14 protein-coding genes, 3 tRNA genes and 7 rRNA genes are annotated in these 24,553 nt (G+C 45.1%); 9 read left to right on the forward strand and 15 right to left on the reverse strand.

Annotation, left to right across the window (positions count from 1 at the left end):
- Positions 1-49: 49 nt before the first annotated feature.
- The 3 genes from pdhR to ampD form a co-directional block, all read right to left on the reverse strand.
- Positions 50-802, reverse strand: coding sequence for a pyruvate dehydrogenase complex transcriptional repressor PdhR (pdhR, locus tag PQR79_RS14415; RefSeq protein WP_238103115.1), 753 nt, complete (start codon positions 800-802; stop codon positions 50-52).
- Between the two features lie 278 nt (positions 803-1,080).
- Positions 1,081-1,932 carry a beta-lactamase regulator AmpE gene (gene ampE / locus PQR79_RS14420; RefSeq protein ID WP_238103114.1) on the reverse strand — a complete coding sequence of 284 codons (852 nt, stop codon included), beginning with the start codon at positions 1,930-1,932 and terminating at the stop codon, positions 1,081-1,083.
- A 59-nt stretch (positions 1,933-1,991) separates the two neighbouring features.
- Entirely contained in the window at positions 1,992-2,552 is a 561-nt protein-coding gene (ampD, locus tag PQR79_RS14425) for a 1,6-anhydro-N-acetylmuramyl-L-alanine amidase AmpD (protein ID WP_238103113.1), read from the reverse strand.
- A 196-nt stretch (positions 2,553-2,748) separates the two neighbouring features.
- Here ampD and nadC point away from each other — a divergent pair, with 196 nt between their 5' ends.
- From nadC to mutT, 9 genes are all read left to right on the forward strand, one after another.
- The gene (gene nadC, locus PQR79_RS14430) at positions 2,749-3,627 is read left to right on the forward strand and encodes a carboxylating nicotinate-nucleotide diphosphorylase (RefSeq protein WP_238103112.1); all 879 of its coding nucleotides are present in this window, start codon (positions 2,749-2,751) and stop codon (positions 3,625-3,627) included.
- Positions 3,628-4,496: 869 nt separating this feature from the next.
- Positions 4,497-4,925, forward strand: coding sequence for a prepilin-type N-terminal cleavage/methylation domain-containing protein (locus tag PQR79_RS14435; protein ID WP_274408560.1), 429 nt, complete (start codon positions 4,497-4,499; stop codon positions 4,923-4,925).
- Positions 4,926-5,014: 89 nt separating this feature from the next.
- The gene (gene pilB / locus PQR79_RS14440; protein WP_238103111.1) at positions 5,015-6,721 is read left to right on the forward strand and encodes a type IV-A pilus assembly ATPase PilB; all 1,707 of its coding nucleotides are present in this window, start codon (positions 5,015-5,017) and stop codon (positions 6,719-6,721) included.
- Between the two features lie 106 nt (positions 6,722-6,827).
- A complete protein-coding gene (locus PQR79_RS14445) occupies positions 6,828-8,096 on the forward strand; it encodes a type II secretion system F family protein (RefSeq protein ID WP_238103109.1) in 1,269 nt (422 codons plus the stop codon).
- Positions 8,097-8,124: 28 nt separating this feature from the next.
- Positions 8,125-9,051 (forward strand): prepilin peptidase, encoded by a 927-nt coding sequence (locus PQR79_RS14450; RefSeq protein ID WP_238103108.1) that lies wholly within the window; start codon positions 8,125-8,127, stop codon positions 9,049-9,051.
- A complete protein-coding gene (gene coaE, locus PQR79_RS14455) occupies positions 9,048-9,677 on the forward strand; it encodes a dephospho-CoA kinase (RefSeq protein WP_238103107.1) in 630 nt (209 codons plus the stop codon). The genes PQR79_RS14450 and coaE overlap by 4 nt, the downstream gene beginning before the upstream one ends.
- The gene (zapD, locus tag PQR79_RS14460) at positions 9,670-10,404 is read left to right on the forward strand and encodes a cell division protein ZapD (RefSeq protein WP_238103106.1); all 735 of its coding nucleotides are present in this window, start codon (positions 9,670-9,672) and stop codon (positions 10,402-10,404) included. Before coaE ends, zapD begins: the two co-directional genes overlap by 8 nt.
- 82 nt (positions 10,405-10,486) lie before the next feature.
- On the forward strand, positions 10,487-10,696 hold the full coding sequence (yacG, locus tag PQR79_RS14465) for a DNA gyrase inhibitor YacG (protein ID WP_238103105.1): 210 nt from the start codon (positions 10,487-10,489) through the stop codon (positions 10,694-10,696).
- An 11-nt stretch (positions 10,697-10,707) separates the two neighbouring features.
- Complete coding sequence (gene mutT, locus PQR79_RS14470; RefSeq protein WP_238103103.1) at positions 10,708-11,106, forward strand: 8-oxo-dGTP diphosphatase MutT; 399 nt, start codon at positions 10,708-10,710, stop codon at positions 11,104-11,106.
- Between the two features lie 434 nt (positions 11,107-11,540).
- Here the strand turns inward: mutT and rrf (PQR79_RS14475) are convergent.
- From rrf (PQR79_RS14475) to PQR79_RS14530, 12 genes are all read right to left on the reverse strand, one after another.
- Positions 11,541-11,656 (reverse strand): 5S ribosomal RNA (gene rrf, locus PQR79_RS14475).
- A gap of 138 nt (positions 11,657-11,794) precedes the next feature.
- A 23S ribosomal RNA gene (locus PQR79_RS14480) occupies positions 11,795-14,688 on the reverse strand.
- Between the two features lie 549 nt (positions 14,689-15,237).
- A 16S ribosomal RNA gene (locus tag PQR79_RS14485) occupies positions 15,238-16,780 on the reverse strand.
- A gap of 924 nt (positions 16,781-17,704) precedes the next feature.
- Positions 17,705-17,905: an IS66 family insertion sequence element accessory protein TnpB gene (gene tnpB, locus PQR79_RS14490; RefSeq protein WP_238107438.1), complete on the reverse strand. Its 201-nt coding sequence runs from the start codon at positions 17,903-17,905 to the stop codon at positions 17,705-17,707.
- The gene (locus PQR79_RS14495) at positions 17,902-18,243 is read right to left on the reverse strand and encodes an IS66 family insertion sequence element accessory protein TnpB (protein ID WP_238107437.1); all 342 of its coding nucleotides are present in this window, start codon (positions 18,241-18,243) and stop codon (positions 17,902-17,904) included. The genes tnpB and PQR79_RS14495 overlap by 4 nt, the downstream gene beginning before the upstream one ends.
- Positions 18,244-18,422: 179 nt before the next feature.
- Positions 18,423-18,538: ribosomal RNA gene (rrf, locus tag PQR79_RS14500) — 5S ribosomal RNA — on the reverse strand.
- A 37-nt stretch (positions 18,539-18,575) separates the two neighbouring features.
- Positions 18,576-18,651, reverse strand: a tRNA-Thr gene (locus tag PQR79_RS14505).
- Between the two features lie 29 nt (positions 18,652-18,680).
- Positions 18,681-18,796 (reverse strand): 5S ribosomal RNA (gene rrf / locus PQR79_RS14510).
- Between the two features lie 138 nt (positions 18,797-18,934).
- A 23S ribosomal RNA gene (locus PQR79_RS14515) occupies positions 18,935-21,827 on the reverse strand.
- Between the two features lie 534 nt (positions 21,828-22,361).
- Positions 22,362-22,437: transfer RNA gene (locus PQR79_RS14520), tRNA-Ala, on the reverse strand.
- A 138-nt stretch (positions 22,438-22,575) separates the two neighbouring features.
- Positions 22,576-22,652: transfer RNA gene (locus tag PQR79_RS14525), tRNA-Ile, on the reverse strand.
- A gap of 217 nt (positions 22,653-22,869) precedes the next feature.
- Positions 22,870-24,412: ribosomal RNA gene (locus PQR79_RS14530) — 16S ribosomal RNA — on the reverse strand.
- The 16S, 23S and 5S rRNA genes sit together here with 3 tRNA genes alongside, the layout of an rRNA operon.
- Positions 24,413-24,553: the final 141 nt, after the last annotated feature.

A 24,553-nucleotide genomic window follows, 5' to 3' on the forward strand; every position in this document is an offset into this window, starting at 1 on the left:
CGGAGTTATATTTCGGCATTCGTTGTTGCTTGTTGACACAACAACTCAGTTACACGCCGCTCTTTAAACGGCGCAAACTACGTTGCAACCGACTGTCTTCTTCTCTTACTGACAACATGACTTCTTCGATGTAGCTTAAGTGCTCATTCGAAGCTTCACGTGCAGCGTCTGGGTCCCGGCGCACAATCGCAGCGAGTAAGGCTCTTCTGTGATCATTTGCCGTAGCGGAAGTTTCTTCGCGTCTGCTCAAAAGTTCCAAATTTTGCGCTACATTTTTATGCAGCACAGGGGTTAAACTTAATACTAGATGAAGCATGGCAACATTGTGTGACGCTTCTGCAACTGCACGATAAAAACGCACAATGGCATCGGCCTTAGTGTCAATATTGGTTGCCGACTCAACTTCTACAATTCGTTTGTTGATATTTTTCATATCCGCATCTGTGCCGCGCAGCGCAGCAAAATACGCCATCATGCCTTCTGTGGCGTGACGAAACTCCAGTAAGTCGTACTGGCTTTCAGAGTCGTTATGCATTAATTCAACGATGGGATCGGCAAGACTTTGCCAGAGTTGTTCTTTGACGTAGGTGCCACCGCCTTGACGACGCATGAGCAACCCTTTTGCTTCTAATTTTTGAATAGCTTCGCGCAATGAAGGACGAGACACTTCAAATTGCACGGCAAGTTCACGCTCGGGAGGCAGTTTCTGACCCGGCTGTAAACTACCTTCAAGGATCATGCGCTCTAACTGCTCCATGATCACATCGGATATTTTTGGCTGGTTAATCTTACTATAAGCCATCTGGCGCCCTGCTCCCTAAACAAGCAATTGTCAATTGGTCTTACCAATTAATATGAGAGAGCGCACTTTATCAAATCATACAGGCCATGTCTAGTTGTCAGCTTATTGACAATGTCATAAAAGTTTGTTTAAAACGCTCAATCCCCGAGCATAACTGATATTTGTATAAAAGGGGTCAGACCATTTAATGCCATTGTTAATTAGTCTAACCAATCTTAACGTGTATATCCTCTGTTTATCTGCCACAAATTTTTTATCAGTTAACAGGACTAACAAGGTTAGCTGACAAATCCAAAAATAGTTAATAGTGACACTAACGTTAATAACAAAACAAAGTTACGTTTACTTAATGCCAGCAACGCTAAAGTAGACTGTAAACTAATCGGCGCATTGCCAGCTTCAGGCAATGATTCAGCAGCAACAGCGGTTTCGGTGACAATAATTTTAGCATCACACTTTAACCTTAAGGCATATTGGCGCCATGCACCTAATCCACTACTAAATTGGCCACTTAATACATACCCAAAGCTAAATAAGCGGCTAGGCAACCAATCGAGCAACATCTGTAAATCATTAACTAACGGCATGTCTTTGTTGTGCTTAATATTAAAATCGCTGTAAAAACGCACACTACAATATAATACGGCGCCTACTGGCCCAAAAAAAATCAAAAATAACGCCACAGCACCATAATAACGGTAATTAATCCACGCCACTGTTTGGCCGACCTTTTGGCCTAAATCTTGTTCATCAACAACATCAAGGCATTCAGCACAATCAAGTTGCCCCGCATAACGGTAGCAAGCCTGCACATCGCCACGACAAGCAGCCTGAATATATTGTTTAAACAGCACTCGCAAGCTTTGATGGCTAAAGCACACTATCGATATCAATAACCAAAACAGCAAACTAAGCAAATCAAAGAAAATACCGTGCAATAAATGGCTAATCACAAACACCACTAATGCTGGCAAAACTAACGCCATCGTTACACCAAACTCAGACCCTAATGATTCATCGTCCCAAAATTGTTTATGGTAACGTTGCATCAAATGATCAAACTGCCAGCTACTGGGCAATAATTTTAAGCGCTCAACTAAAATCGCGACCAATAATGAAAATAACGCCATAAATATCCTTTTTACCTGTGCTATATCTTAAAAATGTTCAACAGTCGGTGATAACTGTATCAAGCGGTTGCAGCGACAATAGCTTGTTTATAGCGCGCCCAATCAAAGCTGTCACCAGGATCGGTTTTGCGTCCAGGAGCAATATCACAATGTCCCACAATATTGGGTAACTTAATCATAGGATAGTGCGCCATTAACGCCAAAGTTAACAGTGTTAATTGTTGATATTGCGCATCGGTATAACCACTGGTGTCGGTGCCTTCCATTTCAATGCCAATGGCAAAATCATTACACCCAGTACGTGAGTTAAAGCTTGATACGCCCGCATGCCAAGCCCGATCATCACAGCTGACGTACTGCACCACTTCGCCATCGCGGCGAATTAAAAAATGTGCCGATACCTGTAACCCCGCTAACTCGGCAAAACTGTCATCAGCTTCAATATCTAAGCAGCCCTGAAACAACCCATCGATGTGCGGTAAACCAAAGCAACCTGCAGGCAAACTAATATTGTGGATAACCAACAAACTGACCTCGCCACCTGGCCGTTGATTAAAATGAGGCGAAATACACTGACGCGCGCCACTCAACCAACCATCAACTAATAATCCAATAGCCATAACAACCTTTACTCAATATCAATACGGTAAATTTAACAGTTATAAACCTGAATACCAATGTTAAAAATTGCTCATTAGTGAGTGTCAGTCCCTCGTTTAAATATGGTAATCTTGTACAAATGCTTTTTGGTAATTGACCACGCTATTTATCGCGAGTCGTTTTACCCTATCACGCTCTTTAGCAAGGACTTTGCTTATGTTAGAAAATGACATCCGCCACGCCGTAAAAACAGCACTCAACGAAGACTTAGGCTACAGTACTCATAACAGCATCGAAGACATGCTCACGGCAGACATTACTGCACAACTCATTCCTGCTGATAAACACGTTTCAGGCAGCTTAATCACCCGCGAAGATGGCGTATTTTGTGGTAAAGCTTGGGCCGAGCAAGTGTTTAACCAACTCGGCGGCGAAGTTGTCTTGCATTGGCATGTAGACGACGGCGACTTAGTTGTGCCTAATCAAGTATTGTGTGAGTTATCAGGCCCTGCTCGCGCCATTTTAACTGGCGAACGCACTGCCATGAACTTCATTCAAACCTTGTCTGGCGTGGCTAGCCTCACAAAACACTATGTCGATAAACTGTCTGGCACTCATACCCGCTTACTCGACACCCGCAAAACCATTCCTGGTTTACGTACCGCGCAAAAATATGCGGTAACTTGTGGCGGCGGTAAAAACCATCGTATTGGGTTATTCGATGCCTTTCTGATTAAAGAAAACCACATCATGGCCTGCGGCGGCATTTCACAAGCCATTAGTGCAGCCCGTGTATTAGATAACAGTAAGCCTGTTGAAGTAGAGGTCGAATCATTAGACGAGCTCACTCAAGCGCTCGACGGTGGGGCTGACATTATCATGCTCGATAATTTCGACGTGACCATGATGGTCGATGCGGTGAGTCTCAATAACCGTTATAAAGATCAAGGCAAAGGCGCTAAACTCGAAGTGTCAGGTAACGTGACCCTTGACACCCTAGCCACATTTGCCCAAACCGGCGTTGACTATATTTCTGTTGGTGCACTCACCAAACATGTTAAAGCGCTCGACTTGTCACTACGCTTAAAAGCCTAACCATTAAACCATTGGGTGCGAGGCCGCCATAAGCTGACTCGCACCCATGCGACTCACTTGTCACTTGTCACTTGTCACTTGTCACTTGTCACTTGTCACTTGTCACTTGTCACTTGTCACTTGTCACTTGTCACTTGTCACTTGTCACTTGTCACTTGTCACTTGTCACTTGTCACTTGTCACTTGTCACTTGTCACGCACCAAACTATCTTACATAGCATTCCATTCAGACATAACAAACGCCATTAAAAACCGTCAACAAACTAACATTGTTATCATTTTGTCAAAAAAATGATTTGTGCTAGTCGACCGTCAAATTATTTTTATCGTATAATGTCCTGAAAATGTGAAATTAGAGCATTTTTAGACATTTATTTTATATTTGTACAATAAGGCTATTCCATTTTGTAACAAATTATACTAACGTTTATCGTAGGCGAGTTGGCCTTTCGGCCATGTACAGTAATCGCTCGATGACAAACCTACACTGATAAATTATCATTTTATTAACATTTGGGTTGCTGTGTAAGTCAAATGTCGCCAATAACTTGCTAACGACAGCGTGTTTGCCCTCGTGTTACTGCTCAGCCGAAATGTCAGTCAGAAAATATCTGCTAACATAATATGCGCTAACATGATTATGATATACCCGCTATGTATGGGTCGTTCATTAACAGGTGAACGCTATAATGTACGCAAAAACTAAAAACGTGGTGCGCGGAACTCACATCCAGTACCACACAATTGTGCTTTAAGGTTTTCGGCAAATGGAATGCCAGCTACTAACTTATGCCTAGATTTAACACTAGCTTAAGCAGCAGCCATCGAGGATTGATACTACCCCCCAGCCTAATTTTACGGAGAGAAAAATGAAAGGTATCAACCAAATCAAAAACGCTAAGGGTTTTACTCTTATTGAATTAATGATCGTAGTCGCGATCATCGGTATTCTTGCAGCAATCGCACTGCCTGCTTATAAAGATTATGTGACATCTGCACAAGGTGGCGCGGCAATGAAGGGGGTTACCTCTTTCTCAACTAAAGTTCAAACTTGCATTACTACAGGTATCGGTTGTACTGGTATTGGCACTGAAGCGAGTAAAAACTCTAAATTTGGTACGGTATCCGATCCGTCAGAGAATACAGCATTTGCCCTAACTTGGACTGAGCCTAAGTGTGTGCTAAAAGCAGATTATGATGCAACTGGTGGCGTAGCTTTCACAATGAGTGCTGGCGCAAATGCTCAAACAGGTGATCTAGCACTATGTTACAAAGGTGCAAACTTAGTAGCACCTTAATAATTATACTTAACAATTAAGTTGCTCAATTCACAAATAAAGGGTAAATACTCGTAAGCATTTACCCTTTTTATTGGTAACTAAAAAACATGTCTAATACTGCTCTAAATTTAGGTTTATCAACTTTATTTATTCGCAAACAACTCCTAACAGAGGAGCAAATCACGGCGTTAATTTCTACATCCAGAAAAAATAAGACTTCGCTGGTTAGCTCAATTGTTTCGAGTAAATTATTATCAGCGCGTGAAATTGCAGAACTCTGCTATGAAGAATATGGTACACCTTTATTAGATTTACATGAATTTGATATTTTAAACATTTCTGATGAGCTACTTAATAAAAAATTAATAAGTAAACATAAATGTTTGCCACTATTTAAGCGTGGTAATCGCCTCTATATCGCTACCTCTGACCCTACCAATATTACCGCACTGGAAGACTTTCAATTTAGTTTAGGTTTGCATGCTGAAGCAATTTTAGTAGAAGACGATAAACTAACAAAAGCCCTAGAGAAAATTTTAGAAGAAGACATCAGTGGTTTAGGGTTAGAGGGTATAGATGAAGATGCGTTAGCAGGTATAGAAGTTACAGACACCTCTCGCGATGATGAACCATCAACTGATAGCAGCGACGATGCGCCAATTGTTATCTACATCAATAAAATCCTCACCGATGCCATTCGCAAAGGCGCCTCAGATTTACATTTTGAGCCCTATGAGAAACGCTACCGCATTCGTTTTCGTATTGACGGTATTTTGCATGAAGTCTCCGAGCCACCAGTCAATTTATCCGGGCGTATTTCAGCTCGTTTAAAAGTCATGTCGAAACTGGACATTGCCGAGCGCCGCGTGCCGCAAGATGGCCGCATTAAAATGAAGCTGTCGCGCACCAAATCAATTGATTTCCGTGTCAGTACTCTGCCCACAATTTGGGGCGAAAAAATTGTAATGCGTATTTTGGATTCATCTTCTGCGCAGCTTGGTATTGAAAAGCTCGGTTATGAAGATGATCAACGCTTATTATACGAAGAGATGCTCGCCAAGCCTCAAGGGATGATTTTAGTCACAGGCCCAACAGGTTCAGGTAAAACCGTATCCCTATATACTGGGCTTAATATCCTTAATACTGAAGAGCGCAATATCTCCACCGCCGAAGATCCGGTCGAGATTAACCTAGAAGGCGTTAACCAGGTTCACATTAATTTAAAAGCCGGCTTAACCTTCGCCTCGGCCTTACGCTCATTTTTACGCCAAGATCCCGATGTGGTGATGGTGGGTGAAATCCGTGACCTTGAAACCGCTGAAATTGCCATTAAGGCGGCACAAACAGGTCACCTAGTGCTATCGACACTGCACACAAATTCCGCGGCCGAAACTTTAACCCGTTTAATTAACATGGGCGTGCCCGGTTATAACATTGCTAGCTCAGTCAACTTAATTATTGCCCAGCGTCTTGCTAGACGCTTATGTCCTGCATGTAAACAAGCAGAAGATATCCCGCAAACAGAATTACAACGTTTAGGCTTTCAGCAAAGTGACATTGACAATGGTTTCAGCGTATTCAAGCCCGTAGGCTGTGATCAATGCTCTGGCGGCTATAAAGGCCGTGTCGGTATTTATGAAGTAATGAAAATGAGTGATGAAATTGCCCGCACCATTATGGAAGGTGGTAATTCACTGCAAATAGCCAAACAAGCAAAGCAACAGGGCATGCGCGATTTACGCCAATCAGGTTTGTTAAAAGTCATCCATGGCGTCACCAGTATTGCAGAAATAAACCGTGTCACCAGCTTTTAAATAGTCTACAGTGAGTAAGTTAACTGGTTAAATTCATTCCTATTTGCAGCAATGCTCTTAACTGCATTTTTTAAGTGAGAGCTCGATAATAAAAGGACTTGGCTCTATGGCCACTGCAACAGCAAAAAGAAAGCCTAAAACTAAAAAGCAAACCCAAAAACACCAACCCAAAGTGTTTACTTTTGAGTGGAAAGGAGTAAACCGTGATGGTGCAAGGACTTCGGGTGAGTTGCGTGGTTCAAGCATTGCTGAAATCCGCAGTGTACTAAAAGCTCAAGGTGTAACACCTAAAGGCGTGCGTAAAAAGTCTGCCCCATTATTTAAATCGGAAAAAAAGATCACTGCAATGGACATTGCAATGATCACTCGCCAAATAGCCACCATGCTCTCTGCAGGGGTTCCATTAGTGACGACGATTGAATTATTGGGGCGCGGTCATGAAAAAGCCAAAGTACGGGAGCTACTTGCAACAATATTATCGGATGTACAATCTGGTATTCCTTTATCTGACTCCTTAAGACCACATAGACGCTACTTTGATGACCTCTATGTTGATTTAGTTGCTGCAGGGGAACATTCTGGTTCACTAGATGCAGTATTTGATCGAATTGCTATATACCGTGAGAAAGCGGAACAGTTAAAATCTAAAATTAAGAAAGCTATGTTTTATCCAGCTGCAGTTGTTATTGTAGCCATTGCTGTTACTGCATTATTATTACTTTTTGTGGTGCCTCAATTTGAAGAAATTTTCAAGGGATTTGGGGCGGAACTCCCCGCTTTTACACAGCTCCTAATCAATATTTCACGTTGGTTACAGGATTCTTGGTATTTTTTTGCTATAGGAATCATTGCTGGAGTTTTCTTATTTGTGCGAACACATAGAAACTCCCAGTCATTCAGAGATTCAATTGATAAATTAGTTCTAAAAATCCCCATTGTAGGTGAGATTTTACATAAGGCTGCTATGGCTCGATTTGCTCGGACTTTAGCCACTACATTTGCGGCAGGTGTACCATTAATTGATGGCTTAGAGTCGGCGGCAGGTGCTTCTGGTAACTATGTGTATAAAACAGCACTACTTAAAGTACGACAAGAAGTCATGTCTGGCATGCAAATGAATGTGGCCATGCGCACCACAGGCTTATTCCCAGACATGCTGATTCAAATGGTGATGATTGGTGAGGAGTCTGGCGGCCTAGATGAAATGCTTAATAAGGTATCCAATATTTATGAAATGGAAGTTGACGATGCTATTGATGGCTTATCAAGTTTGATTGAACCGATTATGATGGTGGTCATTGGTACCGTGGTCGGTGGCTTAATTGTTGGTATGTATTTACCTATTTTCCAAATGGGTAATGTTGTTGGTGGCTAGTGGTTAGGACTAGAATAATAAGAATAAAATGACTGAATTTATCTCTACTTTTGTGACAACAATGCACCTGTATCCTTGGGTGTTTGTGATTATTAGCTTTATTTTTGCTGCCACCATTGGCAGCTTTCTCAATGTAGTGATTCATCGCTTACCTGTGATGATGAAACGTGAATGGCAAAGTGAATGTAACTTTTACCTAAATGAATATCACCCAGATATTGTTAAGCAAGTGGGTAATGAACGTTTAAATAAACCCATTGATGAGTTCCCAACAAAGTACAACTTAGTTGTGCCGGGTTCTGCCTGCCCAAAGTGTAACAGCAACATTAAACCTTGGCATAACTTACCTATTCTGGGTTGGTTATCATTAAAAGGTAAATGCGCAAACTGCAAAACCGCCATTTCTGCACGCTATCCAATTATTGAATTATTAACCGGTATATTGATTGCCACTCTTGCCTGGCATTTGGGGCCAACATGGCAATTTGTCTATGCCAGTATATTAACGTTTGTGCTCGTAGCACTCACCGGTATCGATTTAGATGAAATGCTCTTACCCGATCAACTCACCTTGCCGATATTATGGCTAGGTTTAGTGATAAACCTTAAAGGTATTTATACCAGCCCACAAGATGCCATTATTGGCGCAGCTGCTGGTTATTTGAGTTTATGGTCAGTCTTTTGGTTATTCAAACTTGTTACTGGCAAAGAAGGGATGGGTTATGGCGACTTTAAGTTATTAGCCGTTTTTGGTGCCTGGCTCGGTTGGCAAATGTTGCCACTCATTATATTACTATCATCTCTTGTAGGCGCTGTTGTCGGCATCTTAATGATCATCACTAAAAAGCTGAATAAGGGCAATCCAATCCCGTTTGGCCCCTACATAGCCGCAGCAGGTTGGATAGCGCTCGTCTGGGGACAAGATATTCTTAATTGGTATCTAAGCACCTTATGATAAGTCAAAAGTTTGTTGTTGGTCTTACTGGCGGAATTGCCAGTGGTAAAACCACCGTGGCGAATCTGTTTGCAGAGTTCGGTATTGAGCTAGTTGATGCTGATGTAATTGCCAGAGAAGTCGTTGCAATAGGCTCTACAGGGCTTACAGCCATTGTTGCACACTTTGGTGATGAAATATTACTTGCCGATGGTCAACTAGATAGAGCGGCTCTACGTAACCAAGTGTTTAATAACGAAACACAGCGGTTATGGCTCAACAACTTACTACACCCAATGATCCGCCAAAAGATGTTAGAGCAAGTGCAAGCATCAACATCTAAATATGTGATTATGATTGTGCCCTTGCTATTTGAGAATCATTTAGATAGTTTAGTAACTACAACTTTGGTGGTAGATATTTCACCAGAATTGCAAATATCAAGGACGATGCAACGTGATGGCGTTAGCAGACAGCAAGTTGAACATATACTTGCGAGCCAAATGAGCAGACAGCAACGCTTAGATAAAGCCGAACACATCATCGATAATCAAGGAGACATTAACCTGTTGCGCAGTCAAGTTGCTCGTCTGCATCAACTATTTTTACAACAAGCTGCTGAGTTGACGATTAAACCCAATGACTGATTTAATTTACGAACAACCCTTAAATGAAAAAGTCCGCAGCTATTTACGCTTAGAAAATTTAGCACAACAGTTACAAAATAATGTCACTCAAGATCAACAACATCAATGCTTTTTCCCTTTATTTTCACTTGTAGAACTGACCGAACGTTGTGATTACCGCACCGAACTATTGAAAGATATAGACCGACAGGTGCAACAACTTCGAAGCATATGTTATTTACAACAAGCCGATAGCGAACAAGTTAATCAACTTATCCAACAACTCAACTCACTAAAAACACCATTACAGAAACCCGAAAGAATTGGCTACAAACTCAAACAAGATAAATTTATTACGGCTTTACGACAGCGTTTTAACATGACAGGTGCCTACTGTAATTTTGACTTACCACAGCTGCATTTTTGGTTAGGAAAAGACTGGCCACAAAGAAAAAAAGATATTCAGTACTGGCTAGAGCAATTTAAGCCGATTCTAGCGCCTATCACACTCTTGTTGAACATATATCGTAATACTGCTGAGTTTACTCACATAAGCGCTCAAGCAGGCTTTTATCAAGGTGATTCACCACAACCTTTATCATTAATCCGCGTTAAAATTGATCCCAGTTATAACTGCTATCCAACGATAAGTGGCCACAAAAATAGATACGCTATCCACTTTGTTGATTTCAGTTTACACCGCCATACCCACGAAACTATTGAGTTCTCACTAGCAACCTGTGGTTAAACGCTTTACCATTAAACCATGATCAATTAATAACACCACTAGTCATCACTGATGATTAGGCAGTGGAGAAGCAGATAACACTATGCCGTTAACCGTTAAATGTCCTATTTGCAGTACATCAGTTGAGTGGAACACCACATCTTTATTTAAGCCGTTTTGTAGTGAACGCTGCAAACTTATCGATCTTGGCGATTGGGCAAGTGAAAAACACAGCATTCCTGTGAAAGACAATATCGACCCAGATATGATCGATGATATTGGCTATGATGAAGAAGACTTCTTTAAACAATAACAAGAGCTTTTATGTCAAAGAGAATACATGTCGCCGTTGGCATCGTGATAAATACCCAAAAACAAATCCTGCTTGCAAAACGTCACGCACATCTCCATCAAGGCGGTAAATGGGAGTTTCCAGGTGGTAAAGTAGAAGCCAATGAATCAGTCAGCGATGCATTAATTCGTGAGCTTAAAGAAGAAGTTAACTTAGAGGTAAGCAGTACAACTGAGTTTATGGACATCAGCCACGACTATCCAGACAAGCACGTCAGACTCGATATTCACCTCGTTACAGATTTCAGTGGTAATGCTACTGGTATGGAAGGCCAACAAGTTAAATGGGTAGAAGTACAATCGCTAAGCGAGTATGAGTTTCCTGAAGCGAATAAACCCATTCTAGAAAAGTTATACAATTTAGATTTATAAACTAACAAGCCATCGATTTAGATGGCTTTTGAATAAAAAATGTCTACTGATTTAGTAGAAAATCAGAGCGTTGACCTCCAGGGATGCCATAAATTGTCTGGAACAATTTAGGTAAGCGAATATACGACAAAGCCCTAGCATTCTCTGCTAGGGCTTTGTCGTGTATTAGGCGTCTGTCATGGCCAGCTGCGGACAAGTCCTTAGTGTTCGTTAACTTGCAAAAAGCGCAGCTTTATAAACACAAAAAACTCACCCTACGACCCACAAAGATGTGGGAAGTGCCTTAAATTGTTGGGACAATTTTGGCCTATCACATGGTATGGCAGCATGCTACGCATGTACTCTCTATATCCCATGTTCGAGTGGTCATTTACAGGCAGCTAAACGAAAAAATCCCCAACACGCTGTGCTGGGGATTTTTTCGTATATTAGGCGTCTGGAAATGACCTACTCTCACATGGGGAGACCCCACACTACCATCGGCGATACTGTGTTTCACTTCTGAGTTCGGAATGGGATCAGGTGGTACCACAGCTCTATGGTTTCCAGACAAAAAATTGTTTATTTAACGCACCAATTCTTCATTAGGCATTAAATAATAATTCGGAAAGCTGATTGTTTGAGTTTCTCTACACTATTTAAGCGCTCTATTCTAATACTAAGTATCAGTAAAACCCATCTGGGTTGTATGGTTAAGCCTCACGAGTCATTAGTACATGTTAGCTCAACGCCTCACAACGCTTACACACCATGCCTATCAACGTCCTAGTCTCGAACGGCTCTTTAGAGGTCTTAAAGACCTAGGGATGACTCATCTTAGGGCTCGCTTCCCGCTTAGATGCTTTCAGCGGTTATCGATTCCGAACGTAGCTACCGGGCAATGCTATTGGCATAACAACCCGAACACCAGCGGTTCGTCCACTCCGGTCCTCTCGTACTAGGAGCAGCTCCCTTCAATCATCCAACGCCCACGGCAGATAGGGACCGAACTGTCTCACGACGTTCTGAACCCAGCTCGCGTACCACTTTAAATGGCGAACAGCCATACCCTTGGGACCGACTTCAGCCCCAGGATGTGATGAGCCGACATCGAGGTGCCAAACACCGCCGTCGATATGAACTCTTGGGCGGTATCAGCCTGTTATCCCCGGAGTACCTTTTATCCGTTGAGCGATGGCCCTTCCATTCAGAACCACCGGATCACTATGACCTACTTTCGTACCTGCTCGACGTGTATGTCTCGCAGTTAAGCTGGCTTATGCCATTGCACTAACCGTACGATGTCCGACCGTACTTAGCCAACCTTCGTGCTCCTCCGTTACTCTTTGGGAGGAGACCGCCCCAGTCAAACTACCCACCAGGCACTGTCCTCAACCCCGATTAGGGGTCAGAGTTAGAACATCAAAACTACAAGGGTGGTATTTCAAGGACGACTCCACACAAACTAGCGTTCATGCTTCAAAGTCTCCCACCTATCCTACACATGTAGGTTCAATGTTCAGTGCCAAGCTATAGTAAAGGTTCACGGGGTCTTTCCGTCTAGCCGCGGGTATACGGCATCTTCACCGCAATTTCAACTTCACTGAGTCTCGGCTGGAGACAGCGTGGCCATCATTACGCCATTCGTGCAGGTCGGAACTTACCCGACAAGGAATTTCGCTACCTTAGGACCGTTATAGTTACGGCCGCCGTTTACCGGGGCTTCGATCATGAGCTTCTCTTGCGATAACCCAATCAATTAACCTTCCGGCACCGGGCAGGCGTCACACCGTATACGTCATCTTGCGATTTTGCACAGTGCTGTGTTTTTGATAAACAGTTGCAGCCACCTGGTATCTGCGACTCCCAGCAGCTTAGAGAGCAAGTCTCATCACCGCCAAGAGCGTACCTTCTCCCGAAGTTACGGTACCATTTTGCCTAGTTCCTTCAGCCGAGTTCTCTCAAGCGCCTTGGTATTCTCTACCCGACCACCTGTGTCGGTTTGGGGTACGATTCCTACTAACCTGAAGCTTAGAAGATTTTCCTGGAAGCATGGCATTAACTACTTCATCACCTTAGTGACTCGTCATCAGCTCTCGGCCTTAAGATTTCCCGGATTTGCCTAAGAAATCAGCCTACCACCTTAAACGCGGACTACCAACGCCGCGCTAGCCTAGCCTTCTCCGTCTCTCCATCGCAGTTAGCAGAAGTACAGAAATATTAATCTGTTTCCCATCGATTACGCCTTTCGGCCTCACCTTAGGGGTCGACTCACCCTGCCCCGATTAACGTTGGACAGGAACCCTTGGTCTTTCGGCGAGGGAGTTTTTCACTCCCTTTATCGTTACTCATGTCAGCATTCGCACTTCTGATACGTCCAGTGTGGGTTACCCCTTCACCTTCAACCGCTTACAGAACGCTCCTCTACCGCGCACACCTAATGGCATGCACCCGTAGCTTCGGTGGTATGTTTAGCCCCGTTACATCTTCCGCGCAGGCCGACTCGACTAGTGAGCTATTACGCTTTCTTTAAATGATGGCTGCTTCTAAGCCAACATCCTAGCTGTCTAAGCCTTCCCACATCGTTTCCCACTTAACATACACTTTGGGACCTTAGCTGACGGTCTGGGTTGTTTCCCTTTTGACGACGGACGTTAGCACCCGCCGTCTGTCTCCCGTATAGCACTCATTGGTATTCGGAGTTTGCAAAGGGTTGGTAAGTCGGGATGACCCCCTAGCCTTAACAGTGCTCTACCCCCAATGGTGTTCGTACGAGGCGCTACCTAAATAGCTTTCGAGGAGAACCAGATATCTCCCGGTTTGATTGGCCTTTCACCCCCAGCCACAAGTCATCCGCTCATTTTTCAACATAAGTCGGTTCGGTCCTCCAGTTGATGTTACTCAACCTTCAACCTGCCCATGGCTAGATCACCGGGTTTCGGGTCTACACCTTGCAACTAAACGCGCAGTTAACACTCGGTTTCCCTACGGCTCCGCTATTCGCTTAACCTCGCTACAAAATGTAAGTCGCTGACCCATTATACAAAAGGTACGCAGTCACGGTCTCAAGAACCGCTCCCACTGCTTGTACGTATACGGTTTCAGGTTCTATTTCACTCCCCTCACAGGGGTTCTTTTCGCCTTTCCCTCACGGTACTGGTTCACTATCGGTCAGTCAGGAGTATTTAGCCTTGGAGGATGGTCCCCCCATATTCAAACAGGATGTCACGTGTCCCGCCTTACTCGTTTTCATCAATGGTTAGTTTTCGTGTACGGGGCTATCACCCTGTGCCGCTGTGCTTTCCAACACATTCCACTAACACCCCACTGACTTAAGGGCTAATCCCCGTTCGCTCGCCGCTACTAGGGGAATCTCGGTTGATTTCTTTTCCTCCGGGTACTTAGATGTTTCAGTTCCCCGGGTTTGCCTCTACACACTATGTATTCATGTGCAGATACTCACTTATGTGAGTGGGTTTCCCCATTCGGACATCGTTAGCTCAAATGCTTGTTACTAGCTCGCCAACGCTTTTCGCAAGTTACTACGTCCTTCATCGCCTCTGACTGCCAAGGCATCCACCGTATACGCTTAGTCACTTAACCATACAACCCAAATGGGTCTTTCTTACGCTTGTTACTCATCTTATTATGCGGCGTGTTCAGTTTCACTCTTCAATCATGTAGCGCTGCTACACTCATTCGTCGTTCAACTTCAAGCCTTGCCTAATAAGCGATTAACTGCGCTCACCCTTTGCCTAAACAAAAGATAAGAAAAACTTGAGTTGCATTGCAACTAGCTGGTTTTTACTTTGATAATTCATGCACTTTCGCACACGAAATCGCCTTAGTTTTTAGAATATTCAAGACACTTAAACAGTGTTTTGAGAACTCAATGTTTGATACGTCACCTAAAATAAAGTGCCGCATCAAACGATTTGTAATTAATTACATGACAGACTCATGCAATTAAATACTATCAGCTTTCCAAATTGTTAAATAACAACACTTAACCGGCTTGCGGTGTGTTTTCGCTCTACTTCCGAAGAAGTTAACAAGCAATCTGTGTGAACACTCAAGCACATGGATGTGCTGTGTGCAATAAACGCACGGATGCAGTTTATTGCCTACCAAGTATTGAGTTAGTCGTATAGGTAAGGAGGTGATCCAGCCCCAGGTTCCCCTAGGGCTACCTTGTTACGACTTCACCCCAGTCATGAACCACAAAGTGGTGAGCGTTCTCCCGAAGGTTAAACTACCCACTTCTTTTGCAGCCCACTCCCATGGTGTGACGGGCGGTGTGTACAAGGCCCGGGAACGTATTCACCGTAGCATTCTGATCTACGATTACTAGCGATTCCGACTTCATGGAGTCGAGTTGCAGACTCCAATCCGGACTACGACGAGCTTTGTGAGATTAGCTCCACCTCGCGGCTTTGCAACCCTCTGTACTCGCCATTGTAGCACGTGTGTAGCCCTACTCGTAAGGGCCATGATGACTTGACGTCGTCCCCACCTTCCTCCGGTTTATCACCGGCAGTCTCCCTAGAGTTCCCACCATTACGTGCTGGCAAATAAGGATAGGGGTTGCGCTCGTTGCGGGACTTAACCCAACATTTCACAACACGAGCTGACGACAGCCATGCAGCACCTGTCTCACAGTTCCCGAAGGCACAATCGCATCTCTGCAATCTTCTGTGGATGTCAAGAGTAGGTAAGGTTCTTCGCGTTGCATCGAATTAAACCACATGCTCCACCGCTTGTGCGGGCCCCCGTCAATTCATTTGAGTTTTAACCTTGCGGCCGTACTCCCCAGGCGGTCTACTTAATGCGTTAGCTTGAGAGCCCAGTGCTCAAGGCACCAAACTCCGAGTAGACATCGTTTACGGCGTGGACTACCAGGGTATCTAATCCTGTTTGCTCCCCACGCTTTCGTGCATGAGCGTCAGTCTTTGTCCAGGGGGCCGCCTTCGCCACCGGTATTCCTCCAGATCTCTACGCATTTCACCGCTACACCTGGAATTCTACCCCCCTCTACAAGACTCTAGTTCGCCAGTTCCAAATGCAATTCCCAGGTTGAGCCCGGGGATTTCACATCTGGCTTAACAAACCGCCTGCGCACGCTTTACGCCCAGTAATTCCGATTAACGCTCGGACCCTCCGTATTACCGCGGCTGCTGGCACGGAGTTAGCCGGTCCTTCTTCTGTAGGTAACGTCACAGATATTRCGTATTAAGCAATACCCTTTCCTCCCTACTGAAAGTGCTTTACAACCCGAAGGCCTTCTTCACACACGCGGCATGGCTGCATCAGGCTTTCGCCCATTGTGCAATATTCCCCACTGCTGCCTCCCGTAGGAGTCTGGGCCGTGTCTCAGTCCCAGTGTGGCTGATCATCCTCTCAGAACAGCTAGGGATCGTCGCCTTGGTGAGCCATTACCTCACCAACTAGCTAATCCCACCTAGGTTCATCCAATCGCGAAAGGCCCGAAGGTCCCCTCCTTTCCCCCGTAGGGCGTATGCGGTATTAGCAGTCGTTTCCAACTGTTATCCCCCTCGACTGGGCAGATCCCTAGGCATTACTCACCCGTCCGCCGCTCGTCACCTCAGGAGCAAGCTCCCTTGTGTTACCGCTCGACTTGCATGTGTTAGGCCTGCCGCCAGCGTTCAATCTGAGCCATGATCAAACTCTTCAATTAAAGTTTTTTTGTTCGACTACGTCGAACGGCTCAATGAATTCTACTGTCATAATTCGCTTCGCTCAAAGAGCTCACGAATTATTCACTACATTGCTGCAGTGTCATATAACTATGAACATTCTCATCATTGAGTTAAATTTTTTGATTGCCTACATTCCGAAGAACAAGAAGACAATTTCGAATAACTCAATACCTGTGAATGTCCACACAGATTTCTTGTTTAGATTGTTAAAGAGCGTTGATGCCGTGTTTCGTGCATCGCCTTGGACGCTAGGTCGTCGGCTTGGGCTGCGTATTTTACGCTTTCCCATCTTCGCGTCAAGTGTTTTTTCAAACTTTCTTTTCGCTGTTGAATCGAGTGTTTTGAAGCACTTAATTCAACTTAACCTGGTGACTGCTTTCGCTGTCTGCCGTGTCAGTGGATGCGCATTATAGGCACCATAAGATTTAGTGCAACCCCTTTTTTAAGTAATTTCTCATTTAATTTTTATACTCTAGTTAACACCAATTTAGAAACACGTTACCCACAACTTTATCCACAAAGGGACGTAATAAGTTTATCTGCCTCTATATTCTGAGGCATATAATATGAGTCATTAGGAACTTGCATAACTACTCAACTGCACTAGCAAAACGACATGAACGAGCGATACTAACAATTGCTTAGCGAAGAAAAGACTATTACTGTATTAATGGGTGATTTTGAAAATAGCGTTTTTCATTTGGCTTTCAGTAAAACGTGTCTTTTTGATGTGATTCTCCATTTGGCTTAGTGTAAATAGAAAACTCAATTTAAAATATTCTGATTTTTAAGGGAGGGTTACATGGGTGACATAAGTTTGGGCCATTTGAACTTATGTTTATCTAATCGCTTATACTCGACAACTGCTCCTGCGTTATTCTACTTCTCGCCATCCATGACGGTCACAGGGCAAAGCCAGTGTTATCCCAGTACAGCAGTTTGAGTTTGTCATGGCCTTTATTACAAAACACAAATAGTGCGCCACTGAGTACAGGTAGTTCAAGTTCAGCTTCCACTAAGGCGGCTAGTCCATTAATCGATTTACGAAAATCGACCACATCGGCACATAAATAAACGGTGGGCACATCAACAAACATCTTCATGCCGTTAGCCCTTTAATGATGGAAACGATATCGGTCGTTGCTAAATTGGCAGGAAACATTAACTGGCCTGTGCGGATATCAAACTGAAGCACATTTGGATGAGTTTGCGCGCAGAATTCAGTGGTAGTTTTATTTACCTGAATAAAACGTGATGAAGCGGCATTAAGTGATTGCTGCGGTAAGTTTGGGTTTGACAGCTTAACAAGTAGGGCGCGCTGTTTATAATAAGTGGTAATAGCGACATTATGGTGTTGGCAGAATTCAATATTAGTACCTTTAAAATTACTGCGCTTCTGAAGTAGCTCTAACCACTGTGCCGCTGTTCTGTATGTTTTCATCACCTGCTCCAAATTTATCGTTGAGCAGGTATTTTCAAATAGTCAGATTAACGATGCGAGGTGTGGTTCGCTAGACGGTTACGACGGTTACGACGGTTGCGTTCGAGTGGTCATTTCCAGGCAAATAAACGAAAAAAGCCCTAGCGTTTTCTGCTAGGGCTTTTTTCGTATATTTAGGCATCTGGAAATGACCTACTCTCACATGGGGAGACCCCACACTACCATCGGCGATACTGTGTTTCACTTCTGAGTTCGGAATGGGATCAGGTGGTACCACAGCTCTATGGTTTCCAGACAAGTTTTTGTTCTAGGGCAATTCACTAGATAATTCATGGTGCTGATACCCAGAATCGAACTGGGGACCTCATCCTTACCAAGGATGCGCTCTACCGACTGAGCCATATCAGCAAACTCTGTACATATTGAGCTTATTAGGCGTCTGGAAATGACCTACTCTCACATGGGGAGACCCCACACTACCATCGGCGATACTGTGTTTCACTTCTGAGTTCGGAATGGGATCAGGTGGTACCACAGCTCTATGGTTTCCAGACAAAAAATTGTTTATTTAACGCACCAATTCTTCATTAGGCATTAAATAATAATTCGGAAAGCTGATTGTTTGAGTTTCTCTACACTATTTAAGCGCTCTATTCTAATACTAAGTATCAGTAAAACCCATCTGGGTTGTATGGTTAAGCCTCACGAGTCATTAGTACATGTTAGCTCAACGCCTCACAACGCTTACACACCATGCCTATCAACGTCCTAGTCTCGAACGGCTCTTTAGAGGTCTTAAAGACCTAGGGATGACTCATCTTAGGGCTCGCTTCCCGCTTAGATGCTTTCAGCGGTTATCGATTCCGAACGTAGCTACCGGGCAATGCTATTGGCATAACAACCCGAACACCAGCGGTTCGTCCACTCCGGTCCTCTCGTACTAGGAGCAGCTCCCTTCAATCATCCAACGCCCACGGCAGATAGGGACCGAACTGTCTCACGACGTTCTGAACCCAGCTCGCGTACCACTTTAAATGGCGAACAGCCATACCCTTGGGACCGACTTCAGCCCCAGGATGTGATGAGCCGACATCGAGGTGCCAAACACCGCCGTCGATATGAACTCTTGGGCGGTATCAGCCTGTTATCCCCGGAGTACCTTTTATCCGTTGAGCGATGGCCCTTCCATTCAGAACCACCGGATCACTATGACCTACTTTCGTACCTGCTCGACGTGTATGTCTCGCAGTTAAGCTGGCTTATGCCATTGCACTAACCGTACGATGTCCGACCGTACTTAGCCAACCTTCGTGCTCCTCCGTTACTCTTTGGGAGGAGACCGCCCCAGTCAAACTACCCACCAGGCACTGTCCTCAACCCCGATTAGGGGTCAGAGTTAGAACATCAAAACTACAAGGGTGGTATTTCAAGGACGACTCCACACAAACTAGCGTTCATGCTTCAAAGTCTCCCACCTATCCTACACATGTAGGTTCAATGTTCAGTGCCAAGCTATAGTAAAGGTTCACGGGGTCTTTCCGTCTAGCCGCGGGTATACGGCATCTTCACCGCAATTTCAACTTCACTGAGTCTCGGCTGGAGACAGCGTGGCCATCATTACGCCATTCGTGCAGGTCGGAACTTACCCGACAAGGAATTTCGCTACCTTAGGACCGTTATAGTTACGGCCGCCGTTTACCGGGGCTTCGATCATGAGCTTCTCTTGCGATAACCCAATCAATTAACCTTCCGGCACCGGGCAGGCGTCACACCGTATACGTCATCTTGCGATTTTGCACAGTGCTGTGTTTTTGATAAACAGTTGCAGCCACCTGGTATCTGCGACTCCCAGCAGCTTAGAGAGCAAGTCTCATCACCGCCAAGAGCGTACCTTCTCCCGAAGTTACGGTACCATTTTGCCTAGTTCCTTCAGCCGAGTTCTCTCAAGCGCCTTGGTATTCTCTACCCGACCACCTGTGTCGGTTTGGGGTACGATTCCTACTAACCTGAAGCTTAGAAGATTTTCCTGGAAGCATGGCATTAACTACTTCATCACCTTAGTGACTCGTCATCAGCTCTCGGCCTTAAGATTTCCCGGATTTGCCTAAGAAATCAGCCTACCACCTTAAACGCGGACTACCAACGCCGCGCTAGCCTAGCCTTCTCCGTCTCTCCATCGCAGTTAGCAGAAGTACAGAAATATTAATCTGTTTCCCATCGATTACGCCTTTCGGCCTCACCTTAGGGGTCGACTCACCCTGCCCCGATTAACGTTGGACAGGAACCCTTGGTCTTTCGGCGAGGGAGTTTTTCACTCCCTTTATCGTTACTCATGTCAGCATTCGCACTTCTGATACGTCCAGTGTGGGTTACCCCTTCACCTTCAACCGCTTACAGAACGCTCCTCTACCGCGCATCTCTAATGAAATGCACCCGTAGCTTCGGTGGTATGTTTAGCCCCGTTACATCTTCCGCGCAGGCCGACTCGACTAGTGAGCTATTACGCTTTCTTTAAATGATGGCTGCTTCTAAGCCAACATCCTAGCTGTCTAAGCCTTCCCACATCGTTTCCCACTTAACATACACTTTGGGACCTTAGCTGACGGTCTGGGTTGTTTCCCTTTTGACGACGGACGTTAGCACCCGCCGTCTGTCTCCCGTATAGCACTCATTGGTATTCGGAGTTTGCAAAGGGTTGGTAAGTCGGGATGACCCCCTAGCCTTAACAGTGCTCTACCCCCAATGGTGTTCGTACGAGGCGCTACCTAAATAGCTTTCGAGGAGAACCAGATATCTCCCGGTTTGATTGGCCTTTCACCCCAGCCACAAGTCATCCGCTCATTTTTCAACATAAGTCGGTTCGGTCCTCCAGTTGATGTTACTCAACCTTCAACCTGCCCATGGCTAGATCACCGGGTTTCGGGTCTACACCTTGCAACTAAACGCGCAGTTAACACTCGGTTTCCCTACGGCTCCGCTATTCGCTTAACCTCGCTACAAAATGTAAGTCGCTGACCCATTATACAAAAGGTACGCAGTCACGGTCTCAAGAACCGCTCCCACTGCTTGTACGTATACGGTTTCAGGTTCTATTTCACTCCCCTCACAGGGGTTCTTTTCGCCTTTCCCTCACGGTACTGGTTCACTATCGGTCAGTCAGGAGTATTTAGCCTTGGAGGATGGTCCCCCCATATTCAAACAGGATGTCACGTGTCCCGCCTTACTCGTTTTCATCAATGGTTAGTTTTCGTGTACGGGGCTATCACCCTGTGCCGCTGTGCTTTCCAACACATTCCACTAACACCCCACTGACTTAAGGGCTAATCCCCGTTCGCTCGCCGCTACTAGGGGAATCTCGGTTGATTTCTTTTCCTCCGGGTACTTAGATGTTTCAGTTCCCCGGGTTTGCCTCTGCACACTATGTATTCATGTACAGATACTCACTTATGTGAGTGGGTTTCCCCATTCGGACATCGTTAGCTCAAATGCTTGTTACTAGCTCGCCAACGCTTTTCGCAAGTTACTACGTCCTTCATCGCCTCTGACTGCCAAGGCATCCACCGTATACGCTTAGTCACTTAACCATACAACCCAAATGGGTCTTTCTTACGCTTGTTACTCATCTTATTATGCGGCGTGTTCAGTTTCACTCTTCAATCATGTAGCGCTGCTACACTCATTCGTCGTTCAACTTCAAGCCTTGCCTAATAAGCGATTAATTGCGCTCACCCTTTGCCTAAACAAAAGATAAGAAAAACTTGAGTTGCATTGCAACTAGCTGGTTTTTACTTTGATAATTCATGCACTTTCGCACACGAAATCGCCTTAGTTTTTAGAATATTCAAGACACTTAAACAGTGTTTTGAGAACTCAATGTTTGATACGTCACCTAAAATAAAGTGNCGCATCAAACGATTTGTAATTAATCACATGACAGACTCATGCAATTAAATACTATCAGCTTTCCAAATTGTTAAAGAGCGGGCTTAAAAAAGCCAAAGATAAATTTTGTTTATCTTTGGCATCTCTAACCAATGCATGTCATGGTGGAGCAATGTGAGTGGGATCGAACCGCTTTTTATAGCGTATTGACCAAACCAATTGAACCAACAAGTAAATGGTGGAGCTATGCGGGATCGAACCGCAGACCTCCTGCGTGCAAGGCAGGCGCTCTCCCAGCTGAGCTATAGCCCCATTTACATGCAGTTGAGATTGATATCCGGTATCCAATCACTAAGATTGGCGAAGCCAAATCGATTTAAATCAAGGCTATTTATGCCGACGTTTAGCTTGCTAAACGAGGGATAAATTAACGCAGAGTTAAAGAAGATTTGGTGGGTCAGAGTGGACTTGAACCACCGACCTCACCCTTATCAGGGGTGCGCTCTAACCAGCTGAGCTACAGACCCATTCTTTTTGGTCTTTTAATCGTTACTCAGCGTTGCTTTCGTCATTCGGTCGTTATGTAGCGAACTACACATCCTTCCTCATTCCTCAAGCGCCTTGATTAACAATCAAAATCCGCAAAAAATACCTTTCGATATCTTTCTCTTTCTTTCTATCAAGTAATCTGTGTGAACACTCACATGCATTGCTGCATTTTAGGTATTGAGTTAGTCGTATAGGTAAGGAGGTGATCCAGCCCCAGGTTCCCCTAGGGCTACCTTGTTACGACTTCACCCCAGTCATGAACCACAAAGTGGTGAGCGTTCTCCCGAAGGTTAAACTACCCACTTCTTTTGCAGCCCACTCCCATGGTGTGACGGGCGGTGTGTACAAGGCCCGGGAACGTATTCACCGTAGCATTCTGATCTACGATTACTAGCGATTCCGACTTCATGGAGTCGAGTTGCAGACTCCAATCCGGACTACGACGAGCTTTGTGAGATTAGCTCCACCTCGCGGCTTTGCAACCCTCTGTACTCGCCATTGTAGCACGTGTGTAGCCCTACTCGTAAGGGCCATGATGACTTGACGTCGTCCCCACCTTCCTCCGGTTTATCACCGGCAGTCTCCCTAGAGTTCCCACCATTACGTGCTGGCAAATAAGGATAGGGGTTGCGCTCGTTGCGGGACTTAACCCAACATTTCACAACACGAGCTGACGACAGCCATGCAGCACCTGTCTCACAGTTCCCGAAGGCACAATCGCATCTCTGCAATCTTCTGTGGATGTCAAGAGTAGGTAAGGTTCTTCGCGTTGCATCGAATTAAACCACATGCTCCACCGCTTGTGCGGGCCCCCGTCAATTCATTTGAGTTTTAACCTTGCGGCCGTACTCCCCAGGCGGTCTACTTAATGCGTTAGCTTGAGAGCCCAGTGCTCAAGGCACCAAACTCCGAGTAGACATCGTTTACGGCGTGGACTACCAGGGTATCTAATCCTGTTTGCTCCCCACGCTTTCGTGCATGAGCGTCAGTCTTTGTCCAGGGGGCCGCCTTCGCCACCGGTATTCCTCCAGATCTCTACGCATTTCACCGCTACACCTGGAATTCTACCCCCCTCTACAAGACTCTAGTTCGCCAGTTCCAAATGCAATTCCCAGGTTGAGCCCGGGGATTTCACATCTGGCTTAACAAACCGCCTGCGCACGCTTTACGCCCAGTAATTCCGATTAACGCTCGGACCCTCCGTATTACCGCGGCTGCTGGCACGGAGTTAGCCGGTCCTTCTTCTGTAGGTAACGTCACAGATATTACGTATTAAGCAATACCCTTTCCTCCCTACTGAAAGTGCTTTACAACCCGAAGGCCTTCTTCACACACGCGGCATGGCTGCATCAGGCTTTCGCCCATTGTGCAATATTCCCCACTGCTGCCTCCCGTAGGAGTCTGGGCCGTGTCTCAGTCCCAGTGTGGCTGATCATCCTCTCAGAACAGCTAGGGATCGTCGCCTTGGTGAGCCATTACCTCACCAACTAGCTAATCCCACCTAGGTTCATCCAATCGCGAAAGGCCCGAAGGTCCCCTCCTTTCCCCCGTAGGGCGTATGCGGTATTAGCAGTCGTTTCCAACTGTTATCCCCCTCGACTGGGCAGATCCCTAGGCATTACTCACCCGTCCGCCGCTCGTCACCTCAGGAGCAAGCTCCCTTGTGTTACCGCTCGACTTGCATGTGTTAGGCCTGCCGCCAGCGTTCAATCTGAGCCATGATCAAACTCTTCAATTAAAGTTTTTTTGTTCGACTACGTCGAACGGCTCAATGAATTCTACTGTTATAATTCGCTTCGCTCAAAGAGCTCACGAATTATTCACTACATTGCTGCAGTGTCATATAACTATGAACATTCTCATCATTGAGTTAAATTTT

It is taken from the genome of Shewanella metallivivens, assembly GCF_028750675.1.
Classification (GTDB): Bacteria; Pseudomonadota; Gammaproteobacteria; order Enterobacterales; family Shewanellaceae; genus Shewanella; species Shewanella metallivivens.